The sequence below is a fragment of the Ekhidna sp. genome, assembly GCF_040223195.1.
Classification (GTDB): domain Bacteria; phylum Bacteroidota; class Bacteroidia; order Cytophagales; family Cyclobacteriaceae; genus Ekhidna.
Window position 1 is genome coordinate 217,348 of the sequence record NZ_JAVKDX010000006.1, and the last position, 12,372, is coordinate 229,719.

The window sequence follows — 12,372 nt, forward strand, 5'->3', positions numbered from 1 at the left end:
TTAGGCAGTCTTTTGAAGAACTACGTCGATTGAATCCTGTACGGTATTCATTTCCCCAATCACATCGTCATCAATCATAATATCGAATTTGTCTTCGATATCCAGCACGATATCCACGATGTGAGCAGAATTAATCATCAAATCATTGATTAGGTGCTTATCTTCAGACACCTCAGTAGCCATAACATCTTCAGGTAGATAAGGCTTGATGATGTTAATCAGGTCGGTTTTTATAGTTTCTCTAGTCATCATTCTTTGTATTTCCGTAAAACGAGTGCGCAATTTAAATCACCAAAACCAAAATTGGCCTTGATAACAGTGTTTACTTCCTTGCTTTGGCAACTCGTTGGAATACAACCCCCAAAAATTTCTGATAAAATTTCCGGATGAATATTTTCGACGTTCAGATTGGGGTGAACAAAGTCTTTATACATCTGCAATACGCTGGCGATAAGCTCTACAGAGCCGGCTCCTGCTACAGCATGTCCTATCATGGACTTGGGTGTATTGATCATCGGAAAATTTTCTCCGGATCTGCCTAGCGCCTTAACCCAATTGCGGATTTCTGCCGGGTCACCTTTAGTGGAAGTAAGGTGTCCATTGATCAGGTCTATTTCATCTGGACTGATTCCGGCATCCTTTATCGCACGGGTGATACAATCCACCACAGCCTCGGGATTTGCAGCCGTCATGGTGCCACCGCTTCGCTGACCTCCAGAATTGACGTGACCTCCCAGCACCTCTCCGTAGATTCGAGCTCCACGCGCTTTTGCACTTTCGAGTGTTTCCAGCACCAATGCACCGGATCCTCCTGACGGAACAAACCCTGACGAGGAGTCACTCATAGGGCGTGATCCATACTCGGGGTTGTCGTTGGAGTTGGAACAAAGTACTCGCATGGCATCAAAAGCTGCCCAGATGTATCTTCCATCACCTTCCGTGCTTCCGCAAATCATCCGATCGGCACGCCCCTGAGACAGATATTCATATCCCATCAAGACAGCTTCAGAGCCTGTGATGCACGCAGATGAGTTGGATTGAATGCGATTTCCTAACCCCAAAATGGAATTTAGATAGGCTGCTGCTCCACTGTTCATACATTCGGAGATAGTGCGTGAACCGAGTTTTCTGCTCTCACCATTGTCAATCGGGTAGGATGGAAACTCGCGATTGATGAAGCTGTCGAAGCTCAAATCTCCAGCACCAAAAATCATTCCTGAGTTGAAATCTCTTTCTTCTGCATTGGGTTCCAATCCGGCATCTTTCCAGGCTTCTACTCCGGAGAGCATCGCATACAGGATACCCTTATTGGTAATTTTTTCTGCCAAAAGACGTGGCAGGTGATCACCCAGGTTTACTGAGCTGAGGTCAGGTGCGCCACCTATTTGGCATTTGAGGTTGATTTTTTCAAGCTCCTCCCAATATTTGATCCCGGATTTACCTTCCCTGAGGGCCTTTTCATAATTATCCACGCCAATGGCATTGGCGGAGACCACACCTAACCCGGTAATTACTACTCTATGTTTCTTCAAAATTTACGCTTCAGATTTAACCACCATTCCTGCTAACTCTCCTTTGGCTACAACAGTTCCATCTTCTTTCTTGCAGGATACAGTGCATTTCAATTTTCCGAAGCGAAAATAGACTTTTTTTGATTCAACAATAAGTTTGTCGTTGGGGATCACTTTTGAAAGGAAGTCAACATTGGCACTGGTAAAGGCAGGAAGCACTTTTGAATTTTCATCGAGATTCATCAGGTGCATGGCAAGGGTAACCAACCCGATTTGACACATAATTTCGGTTAAAATCACACCTGGAACCACGGGATTTCCAGGAAAATGTCCCTCCAGGAAAAACTCATCTGCTCGGATGGTATAGCTTCCAATGGCTCCTTCATCATCCATAGAAATGATTTCATCCACGAACAAAAATGGTCTTTTGTAAGGAAGAAGACGCAGTATGTTTTCGAATGAGCTCATATCAGATGTTCACCGCCATCTACGTGAATAAGTGCTCCGTTGATCCAGCCGGCCTCCGGTTGAGCAAGCAGAAAAATGGCGTTTGCCACATCTTCGGGAGTTGTAAGCCTCCCGTTTGGGTTGCGTTTTTTTGTTTGCTCAATTAATTCATTGGATCCTGGAATGAGCCTAAGCGAAGGGGTGTCTGTGACTCCTGCCTGGATGATATTGACGGAAATTCCTTTTGGAGCTAATTCAATCGCAAGATATTTTGATAGTGTTTCTAAGGTGGATTTCGCCAGGGCCACAGCTCCATATCCTTCCCAAAAACGGTCATTACCCTCGGATGTCAGCGTCAGGATTTTACTTCCCTGAGAAATGAGATTTTTTGATAAAAGGCTACTTACCCAGAGTTGGAGGTTGGTGCCCATTGCCTCGATAGTGAGCGCCAGATCTTGTGCGGATAGTTTTGGTCCGTCGGAAATAAATGGTTTTAAATTCCCTCTGGAAACGGCATGAAGTACCAGATCAAACTTGGTCACTTTTAATCCACCAACGCACTCGGCTATTTTTTCTGGACTTGTTGCGTCTATGTTGTGACTGTCTATGGATACTCCATATTCTTTTGCTAATGCAGATGTGGTTTCTTCCAGATCTATCACTCCTTGCTTTCTGTCTCGATGAATGATGGTCACGTTGCATCCGTGTGAGGCCAGCTTTTTAACTGTGGCTAGGCCTATGCCACTTGACCCTCCAATGATCAGTGCGTTCTTGCCGTGCATTTCCATGTGGTGAAACTACTAAACTCAGCTCAAAATTGTTTGATGAAGCAGCTACGCTTTATTTTTCCGATATCCAGGTCAAACTGACTCCAGGTATTCAAAACGTTTTTGTTGTCTGCCAGCATAGGGCCGGAGGCCATGTATTTGATCCCCTTCTTTTCATAAATTTTTTGGAGGTAGTCGAAAATCAGTGCATGTATTCCCAGCTTCTGATATTCCGGCTTCACACCTATCAAAAACAGGTCTGCGAGATCATTGAAATAGAACGATTTGAGCACATGGATAAAACCAAACGGATAAAGTGACCCTTTGGCTTTTTGAAATGCCCTGGATAGCGATGGAAGTGTGAGCGCAAAGCCAACTACTTCATCGTGCTCATTGACGATGATGCAAACAAATTCTTTCCTGATGAAACCAAAATACTGCTCTACGTAGTAATCTATTTGCTTCTGAGTGAGAGGAATGTAGCCATATAGGTCTGAGTAGGCCTCATTCAGCACCTCAAAAACTCCCGGTGCATATTTTAGGATCTCTTTGGTGTTTTTGAATTCCTTCACATTCACCTTGAATCGTTCCGATATCAGCTTCACCGCTCTGCTGACCTTTTCCGGATTTTTTAACGGAGCTTTTCCGCGTAACTCCACCCAGGTGGCGGCTGGTTCCATTCCCCAAGCCTTAAAATGGTCAACGTAATAGGGGTAGTTGTAAATGGTAGCTTGTGTGGCCAGTTCCTCAAATCCTTCCACAAGTGCCCCTTCAAAATCCAGATCAGTGAAGCCCATCGGGCCGTGGATTCCGGTAGCTCCTTTTGACTGGGCCCATTCCTGGGCCGTCTCCAAAAGAAGCTCTGAAACCGCTTTATCATCTATGAAATCAATCCAACCGAAACGGGCAAGCTTTTTTTTGTTTAGCTCCGGCTCCAGTACGATCGCCGCAATCCTTCCTACAATCTTCCCGTTTTGGGTGGCTACCCAGTATTTTGCTTCCGCATGATAAAAGGCAGGATTTTTATCTTTTCGGAGGGTGCTCATCTCAAAGTCAATGAGTGGCGTGACATAGTACGGATTGCCCTTGTAGAGTCCAAACGGAAATTTGATGAAGTCTTTAAGTTCTTTTTTCGAGTTGACTTCTTTGATTTCAAGTGCCATTAGATGAGGTTGTTTTCTTGGTAATACTTCAGGGCATCTTCAAACCCTTCCCTCAAAGATATCTCAGGTTTTACAGTTGAGTGTTTCAGGTCAGTCGCGTGCAGGTCCCAGTGTTGAGATATCTCGTCAAATTTTTCCAGCGTGATTCCGGGACGTTTATTGATGATTTTGTGCCATGCATCGGATGCCCCCATGGAGAACTTGGCGAGCCACTTGGGCAAAGGGAATTTCCTGATCTTTTTTCCAAATATCTCCTGAAAAACATTCACAAAATCTTCATGGAGGTATGTTTGTCCATCATTGTAGTGAAGCGGACCGGTTTCTTTTTGCATATCCTGGACTATCATCTTTGCTAAATCAGCCCCATGGATCATGCTCATGCGCTGCTTGCTGTTGGTCACGGGATAGATGCCCATTTTTGCGCTTTTGAAAAGTGGCAGAAATGCTTCGTCACCAGCTCCATAGATAGCGGTAGGCCTCACAAGAAGATGTTTATCCATACGCTGTTGGATGATTCCCTCAGCTTCCAGTTTGCTATGACCATAGTGTGAGACCGGTTTGTTGATGATGGCCGGGCCATGAGCAGCATAGGAAGATGTGTATACAAATGTTCCGGTCTTTTTGAGAAATCTGGTCTCGTTCAGGGCTTCTGTAATTGCTTTGGTAAGCCCAACGTTGATCTGGTAGTATTCTTCGTTCCGGAGGCTTACGGTTACCCCGGCATTGTGAATGAAGAAATCGATCTGTCCCGATTCCTTTTGGAATTCGGCAAACTGCTGTACTAAATCACTGTGGTAGTTAATGGTAAAAATGCTAAGGTTTTCGTGCTCTGGTAGGAGCGCAGTATTTGCACCAGCTCGTATAAACGCACGAACCTCCATCTGCTGACGGAGGCACTCTTTGACTAAATATGATCCCAGGAAACCATTGGCTCCAGTGATTGCTACTTTCAACTTAAGCCGCTTCGGTTTGACGTTTTACATCCAGTTCGTTTGCCACCTTCAGGATTTTGTCAATAGCAATATCTATTTGCTCGATAGTATGAGTGGCCATCAGCGAGAATCGAATAAGGGTATCAGTTGGTGCAACAGCAGGTGCTACCACGGGGTTTACAAATACACCCTCTTCAAAGAGGCGCATGGTCATTTTGTAAGCTTTCTCATTGTCTCGGATGTAAATAGGAATGATTGGAGTTTCCGCATATCCGGTATCGAACCCAAGTTCTTTTAATCGCTTCAGCGAATAGTTGGTGTTTTCCCACAGTTTCAATCTTCGGGAATCGTCAGATTTCATGATATCCAACGCAGCAATCGTAGCAGCGGTGGATGATGGGGTCATGCTGGCACTGAAAATTAAAGATCGAGCCACGTGCCTGATGTATTGAATGGTCTCTCTGTCGCCGGCAACAAATCCACCAAGCGATGCAAGTGACTTGCTAAAGGTGCCACCAATTAACTCCACATCGTCATTCACTCCGAAATGATCAGGAGTCCCTCTGCCATGATCGCCCAGCACACCAATGGCGTGTGCACAGTCACTCATCACAGAGGCTTTATATTTTTTAGCGAGGGCCACAATTTCCGGCAGCTTCGCAATATTTCCTTCCATGCTGAATATGCCATCCACCACGATGATCCTGTGGTTGGCATCCTGAAGGTGTGCAAGCTTCTTCTCAAGCGCTTGCATATCGTTGTGACGGAAAACAACCGTAGAAGCGTCGCTGAGCTTAGCACCTTCATAAATAGAAGCGTGATTTAGTCTATCCAAAAGCAGCGCATCTCCCTGCTTTGCGATTGTGGGAAGTACGCCAAGATTTACCTGAAATCCCGTACTGAAAACAAGTGCTTCTTCTTTGTTGAGGAATTGGGCAAGATTATACTCCAGCTCTTCGTGCATGTCTGTGGTGCCGTTTAGAAACCTGGAACCTGAACAGCTGGAGCCATATTTTCTTACAGCAGCTTGGGCGGCTTCAATCACTTTGGGATGTGTGGTGAGGCCCAGATAACTATTGGAGCCGAACATTAAAACATCCTTCCCATTGACCTTCACCTGAGTCTCCTGCTTGGACTGGAACGTTCGGAAAAATGCATAATATCCATTCTTCTTTGCATCTTCCGCAAGCTTGAAACTTGAATAGCGTTCTCTCAAAAAATTCCCCATTCCGCAAAAATAGTTATATCACTTGGAAACATTTTCGTAACATTGAGATTTGAATCCAACCTTCATCATTTTTTAATACCAAAATCATTTCATTTTGAATTTAGTAATACTAGCTGCTGGTAAAAATACCCGATTGGACACAGGCATTCCAAAAAGTCTTGTCACTTTGCATGGCGAAACCTTAATGTCCAGACACATACGGATATTTAAGCAGCAGGGTGTAAAAAAGTTTTGTATTATCAGTGGATATGGCGCAGAAAAGCTGGAAGCAGCTTTGTCAGTTCTTAAAAGTACGCATGATGCAGACATTACGATCCTTCATAACAAGCGCTTCGATTTGGAGAATGGATTTTCAGTGTTCAGGGCGAAGGAATGGGTGGAAGGGAATGGAATGGATGATTTCTTTCTCACGATGGGAGATCATATTTTCGATCCGAACTTTGTCAAAGAGTTTGTAAGAAAATCTGAGGGATTGGAGACTACACTCCAGCTGGCTGTGGACATGCCAGGGGATTCAAATGCGCACATTGATATTGATGACGTGACCAAAGTTTTGGTAGACGAAAAGGATATGATTCAATCCATTGGAAAGATTATTCCTGAGTACAATCGATACGATACCGGGCTTTTCAGGCTAAAGTCTGGAGTATTTGACACATTTCAGGAAAGTTTTGATAAGGAGGAATATACCATCTCTCAGTCCGTATCAAAGCTGATAGCAAGTGGGCAAGCGAAAACGGTACTGGTAGAAGGGTACACCTGGAATGATGTAGACAATCCAGATGACCTTCAAAGTACCATTAAATTGATGGATCAGAAGAGGCTTTGATCAATCGTAATAATCAAGACCTAAGTTGGTGATCAAATCTTCGCCAGCAAGATACCTAAGTGTATTCTTGAGTTTCATTAGCTGAACGAAAATGTCATGCTGAGGCTTCAGGCCTTTTAGCGCCTGGGGAGACTTCAGGTAGAATGATAGCCATTCCTGGATGCCCTTCATATTAGCCCGCTGAGCCAGATCCAGGAATAAAGCTAAGTCAAGTACCAAAGGTGCTGCAAGAATAGAGTCCTTACATAGGAAATCCACTTTAATCTGCATTTTATATCCTAGCCAGCCTTTTATGTCTATGTTGTCCCAGCCCTCTTTATCATCCCCTCTCGGTGGGTAGTAGTTGATCCTTACTTTGTGATACAAGTTTCCATAGAGTGAAGGATGCAATTCCGGCTCAAGAATCTGCTCCAGTACGCCAAGTTTGGAAACTTCTTTGGTTTTGAAGTTGTCCGGATCATCCAAAACCTCACCATCCCTGTTTCCAAGGATGTTTGTAGAAAACCATCCATCTATACCCAGCGAACGAGCCTTTAATCCAGGAGCAAGAATGGTCTTCATCAAAGTCTGACCGGTTTTGAAATCTTTTCCACAAATTGGAGTACCGGTTTGTTTAGCAAGCTCTACCAGGCAATCCACGTCGCAGGAAAGGTTAGGAGCGCCATTTGCGTAAGGCACACCCATTTTGATTGCTGCATACGCGTAAATCATGCTTGGCGGAATATCCGGGTGATTATTCCTCAGTCCTTCTTCAAATTTCTCGATGGTGGAGTGAACTTCACCTTCCTCAATGTAGATCTCAGTAGACCCACACCATACCATCACCACGCGCTCGCAATTGTTTTCTTTCTTGAAGTTCTCAATGTCTTGCATCAGCATTTCTGCCAGCTCCATCTTGTTTGCGCCTTTTTTCACATGGCTTCCCTCCAGTCGCTTCACGTAATTCTTATCGAACACTGCCTTCATGGGCTTGATTTGTTCTAGCTCATCTTTCAGCTCGTTCAGAAGGTCTTTGTCCAGAACTTTAGCGTGCATAGCTGCTTGATATGCATTGTCCTCAAAAAGGTCCCATCCGCCTAGTACAACATCATTTAATGATGCCAGCGGCACAAAGTCCTTGATAAGCGGATTTCTTTTTTCAGTTCGTTTACCTAATCGAATAGTACCCATTTGTGTCAACGAACCGATGGGTTCTGAGAGACCTTTTCTGATACTTAAGACACCTGCCATAAGCGTGGTGGCCACTGCTCCCATACCGGGAGTTAAAATTCCTAATTTGCCGTTAGGTTTTCGAATTGTTGATTTATCTGACATTTGCTTGATCGATTTAAACTATGCGTGAAAATTGTCTGTCATAAAAAGAATGGGTAATCCCCAAAAGTGGACAGAAATTTTGCGCAAAATAAATTAAACCGTAGCGGATAAGCTTAACATTTTGATAATTTGATTTTAAAACCGTAGGTTTTTGTCTCTTTGCGTAACTTGAATTTGGCTTAAAACCTATATTGAATGACAGCTCAGTACATCAAACTATATCCGGAAAATCCTGAAAGAAGAAAGATTCAGGAGGTCGTTGAGGTTCTTCGCAATGGAGGTGTCATCATTTACCCGACAGATACCGTTTACGGGCTTGGATGCGATATTTTCAACCAAAAGGCAATTGAGCGGATACGGCTGATAAAAGGCATCAAAGGCAAGCACCTCAACCTGTCGTTTATCTGTTTCGATCTGAGTCATATTTCGGAATACACTAGGCGCCTGGATACACCTACTTTCAAATTGATGAAGAAAACCCTGCCTGGCCCTTATACTTTTATTCTGGAATCTTCTTCCAAGGTGCCGAAGATTTTGAATGTGAAAAAGAAGACAGTTGGTATTCGTGTTCCGGACAATAATATTCCCCGTGAGATTGTGAAGGAATTGGGCAACCCGATCATTACAACCTCCATTCATGATGATGAAATCCATGATCATGCTACAGACCCGGAATTGATTTATGACGAGTTTAAAAACCTGGTAGATGTGGTCATCGATGGAGGATTCGGCGGGGTGCATCCAAGTACAGTGATAGACTGCACAGGAGACACTCCGGAAATCGTCCGGGAAGGTATCGGCGATATCAATATTATCGCATGAGTGTTTTGACCATAGAACCTCATTACCTGGGCAGCCTGGAATTCTTTGCACTACTGACCCAACATTCAAAGTTGCGTTTCGAAATCCACGATTCCTTTCCAAAGCAGACTTACCGCAATCGCACGTACTTCTTGTCTTCAAATAAGGTGCAGTCGCTGATCGTACCGGTTAAATATTCTAATGGTCAGCCCACTAAGGAAGTCACAGTAGATTATTCCCAGAGATGGCTTAAGGATCACTGGGGGGCGTTCTATTCTTCATATGGAAAGGCACCCTTCTTCGAATATTTCAGCGAGGAATTCAGGACTATATGGCAGGATAAACCTACTCATCTGATTGATTTAAATATGAAATTCATTCAATTGGTACTTAAAATCCTTCAGGCCGATGTTGAGATTGAGCTTACTGATTCTTTCGAAAGGAAATATGAAGGAGATAAAAGAAATGTAATCAACCCAAAGGAGTCCTTTAAAAACCGAAAAATCTATACGCCGGTAACATACACACAGCTTTTTGGTGATACCTTTGTTCCAAATTTGAGTATCATTGATTTGATCATGTGTGAAGGACCGAATGCGGCTCCAATTTTGAGCAATTCATTTCTTAGAAATTGATCAAACTAAGTTGGATTCGGAGTGCGGAAAGTATTTCGACCAGTGAATGAACAAATCTGAAACGGCTCACGTTTTTTCATCTACATTAAAGGGATATTTGTTCGTATATCCTATATTTTTACTAAAAAGCGAAAGGCACAACGCATGTCAAAAGAGGCAAAATTTTCAAATAGAGTCAAAGAAGTCATCTCACTGAGCAGGGAAGAAGCCTTGCGTTTGGGTCATGATTACATTGGCACAGAGCACCTCTTACTGGGTATGATCAGAGAGGGAGAGGGGGTAGCCGTAAGCGTAATGAAAAAGCTTGGCTTGTCCATGAAAGAGTTACGTTCGGCAATAGAGCAGGCCACCAAAGGAACTGCAACCAGCAATGTCAAAAACCTGGCGAACATCCCATTGACGCGCCAGTCAGAAAAAGTATTGAAGATCACATATTTGGAAGCCAAAATCTTCAAAAGTGCATTGATAGGCACGGAGCACTTGTTGCTATCCATCCTGAGAGATGAAGACAACCTGGCCACTCAGATACTGGAGAAGTTTGAGGTTAATTATGACCTGGTAAAAGAAATGCTCGAATACCAGACCGAGAACCCGATGGCTTCAGCAGATACCGATGATCCAAATGACGAGGGGGATGAATTGTATTCAAGCACTCCGCGAGGATCTGGACGATCATCGACTGGTAAGGAAAAAGGAAATGAGAAATCAAGAACCCCTGTCCTTGACAATTTTGGTCGGGATCTGACCAAGCTTGCTGAGGAGGATAAGCTGGATCCGATCATTGGTCGGGAAAAGGAAATAGAGCGAGTGGCTCAGGTATTGAGTCGAAGAAAGAAAAACAACCCAATTCTTATTGGTGAGCCGGGTGTGGGTAAAACCGCCATTGCTGAAGGGCTTGCCCTTAGAATTATTCAGAAAAAAGTATCCCGAATCTTGTTTGGTAAGCGTGTGGTCACGCTTGATCTGGCATCATTGGTTGCCGGAACAAAGTACCGTGGACAATTTGAAGAGCGAATGAAAGCGGTGATGAACGAGATTGAAAAATCTCCCGAAGTAATTCTATTTATTGATGAGCTTCACACCATTGTAGGTGCGGGTGGCGCTTCCGGTTCACTGGACGCATCAAATATGTTTAAGCCCGCCCTCGCCAGAGGTGAGATTCAATGCATTGGAGCCACCACACTGGATGAGTATCGCCAGTACATTGAAAAGGACGGAGCGCTGGCAAGACGTTTCCAAATGGTGATGGTGGATGCCACTTCCCCCGAGGAAACCCTACAGATTCTGGACAACATCAAAGACAAATACGAAAATCATCACCATGTAAATTATACGCCTGAGGCGATAAAGGCATGCGTGACACTCTCAGATCGATATATTTCAGATCGATTCCTCCCGGACAAGGCCATTGATGTCTTGGATGAAGCGGGTGCCAGGGTTCACATCAACAATATCAACGTTCCGAAGATCATTACCGAATTGGAAGAGCAGATAGAGGATGTGAAGAAGGAGAAAAACAAGGTGGTGAAAAGCCAGAAATATGAGGAAGCTGCTCAGTTGAGGGATCGGGAGAAGAAATTGATCGCTCAGTTAGAGGATGAGAAAAATCGCTGGGAGGAAGAGACAAGAACCAAGCGTTATGAGGTTGGTGAGGACAATGTAGCTGATGTGATAGCTATGATGACGGGAATTCCAACCAAACGAATTGCCGAAAACGAAAGCGCCAAGTTGCTCACGATGGGCAAAGACCTTGAAGGAAAAGTGATTGGGCAGAGCGAGGCAATAAAGAAACTAGCTAAAGCTATCCAGCGAACCAGGGTGGGATTGAAGGATCCCAAAAAGCCAATCGGTTCGTTTGTATTCTTGGGCCCTACCGGAGTTGGAAAGACTGAAATGGCCAAAGTGCTTTCTACCTTCCTGTTTGATAAGGAAGATTCCCTCATCAGAATTGACATGAGTGAATACATGGAGAAATTCTCAGTGTCGCGGTTGGTAGGAGCGCCTCCGGGATATGTGGGCTATGAAGAGGGCGGACAGCTTACTGAGAAGGTGAGAAGAAAGCCATATAGCGTGGTGCTATTGGATGAAATTGAAAAGGCACATCCTGATGTATTCAACATCCTGCTTCAGGTGTTGGATGATGGTGTACTTACCGATGGTCTTGGTAGAAAAGTTGATTTCAGAAATACACTGATCATCATGACTTCAAACATTGGGGTGAGAGATTTGAAGGACTTTGGCGCAGGTATTGGGTTTGCTACACAGAACAGGCAAAACAATATGGATGAGATCATGAAATCCACCATACAGAATGCACTGAAGAAGACGTTTAGCCCGGAATTTTTGAACAGGCTTGATGATGTAATCATCTTCAATTCTTTGGAGAAAGAACACATCTTCAAAATCATTGATATCACGCTGGGTAAGTTGTTTTCCAGAATTACAGATCTTGGGTACATCATCGAGTTGACAGATAAGGCCAAGGAGTTTTTGGCCGATAAGGGATATGATCCACAATACGGGGCACGACCACTTGCAAGAGCAATTCAGAAGCACCTGGAAGATCCTGTGGCTGAGGAAATCCTAAAGGGTGAAATTCAGGAGGGAGACATGTTGGTAGCTGATTGGGACGGTAAGAATGAGGAATTGAGTATTAAACTCAAAAAGAAGAAAGCACCAAAAACCCAGGATAAAAAAGAGAAGTAACTTGAAGAAGGGGTAGAGATGACTACCCCTTTCTTTTTT

Annotated in this window: 12 protein-coding genes; 4 read left to right on the plus strand and 8 right to left on the minus strand. The window is 44.0% G+C overall.

Annotated features, from left to right (window positions below):
* Genes RLN88_RS02420 through RLN88_RS02450 form a run of 7 tightly spaced genes read right to left on the minus strand, consistent with a single transcriptional unit; the run spans position 1 to position 6,036 of the window.
* Positions 1–252, minus strand: a complete 252-nt coding sequence (locus RLN88_RS02420; protein WP_350219779.1) for an acyl carrier protein — start codon at positions 250–252, stop codon at positions 1–3.
* Positions 249–1,532 (minus strand): beta-ketoacyl-[acyl-carrier-protein] synthase family protein, encoded by a 1,284-nt coding sequence (locus tag RLN88_RS02425; protein WP_350219780.1) that lies wholly within the window; start codon positions 1,530–1,532, stop codon positions 249–251. Before RLN88_RS02425 ends, RLN88_RS02420 begins: the two co-directional genes overlap by 4 nt.
* Positions 1,533–1,535: 3 nt before the next feature.
* Positions 1,536–1,979: a 3-hydroxyacyl-ACP dehydratase FabZ family protein gene (locus RLN88_RS02430; RefSeq protein WP_350219781.1), complete on the minus strand. Its 444-nt coding sequence runs from the start codon at positions 1,977–1,979 to the stop codon at positions 1,536–1,538.
* Positions 1,976–2,740 carry an SDR family oxidoreductase gene (locus tag RLN88_RS02435; protein WP_350219782.1) on the minus strand — a complete coding sequence of 255 codons (765 nt, stop codon included), beginning with the start codon at positions 2,738–2,740 and terminating at the stop codon, positions 1,976–1,978. The genes RLN88_RS02430 and RLN88_RS02435 overlap by 4 nt, the downstream gene beginning before the upstream one ends.
* 29 nt (positions 2,741–2,769) lie before the next feature.
* Complete coding sequence (locus tag RLN88_RS02440; RefSeq protein ID WP_350219783.1) at positions 2,770–3,888, minus strand: GNAT family N-acetyltransferase; 1,119 nt, start codon at positions 3,886–3,888, stop codon at positions 2,770–2,772.
* On the minus strand, positions 3,888–4,841 hold the full coding sequence (locus RLN88_RS02445) for an NAD-dependent epimerase/dehydratase family protein (protein ID WP_350219784.1): 954 nt from the start codon (positions 4,839–4,841) through the stop codon (positions 3,888–3,890). The genes RLN88_RS02440 and RLN88_RS02445 overlap by 1 nt, the downstream gene beginning before the upstream one ends.
* Before the next feature lies 1 nt (position 4,842).
* Positions 4,843–6,036: an aminotransferase class I/II-fold pyridoxal phosphate-dependent enzyme gene (locus RLN88_RS02450; RefSeq protein WP_350219785.1), complete on the minus strand. Its 1,194-nt coding sequence runs from the start codon at positions 6,034–6,036 to the stop codon at positions 4,843–4,845.
* Positions 6,037–6,142: 106 nt separating this feature from the next.
* Between RLN88_RS02450 and RLN88_RS02455 the strand changes: the two genes are divergently transcribed.
* Positions 6,143–6,877 (plus strand): phosphocholine cytidylyltransferase family protein, encoded by a 735-nt coding sequence (locus RLN88_RS02455; protein ID WP_350219786.1) that lies wholly within the window; start codon positions 6,143–6,145, stop codon positions 6,875–6,877.
* Here RLN88_RS02455 and RLN88_RS02460 read toward each other — a convergent pair whose 3' ends face one another.
* On the minus strand, positions 6,878–8,191 hold the full coding sequence (locus RLN88_RS02460; protein ID WP_350219787.1) for an inositol-3-phosphate synthase: 1,314 nt from the start codon (positions 8,189–8,191) through the stop codon (positions 6,878–6,880).
* A gap of 195 nt (positions 8,192–8,386) precedes the next feature.
* Between RLN88_RS02460 and RLN88_RS02465 the strand changes: the two genes are divergently transcribed.
* The 3 genes from RLN88_RS02465 to RLN88_RS02475 all read left to right on the plus strand — a co-directional run bounded on the left by RLN88_RS02465 (position 8,387) and on the right by RLN88_RS02475 (position 12,333).
* A complete protein-coding gene (locus tag RLN88_RS02465; protein WP_350219788.1) occupies positions 8,387–9,013 on the plus strand; it encodes an L-threonylcarbamoyladenylate synthase in 627 nt (208 codons plus the stop codon).
* Positions 9,010–9,627, plus strand: coding sequence for a WbqC family protein (locus tag RLN88_RS02470; protein WP_350219789.1), 618 nt, complete (start codon positions 9,010–9,012; stop codon positions 9,625–9,627). Before RLN88_RS02465 ends, RLN88_RS02470 begins: the two co-directional genes overlap by 4 nt.
* A gap of 144 nt (positions 9,628–9,771) precedes the next feature.
* Positions 9,772–12,333: an ATP-dependent Clp protease ATP-binding subunit gene (locus tag RLN88_RS02475; protein ID WP_350219790.1), complete on the plus strand. Its 2,562-nt coding sequence runs from the start codon at positions 9,772–9,774 to the stop codon at positions 12,331–12,333.
* Positions 12,334–12,372 lie beyond the last annotated feature (39 nt).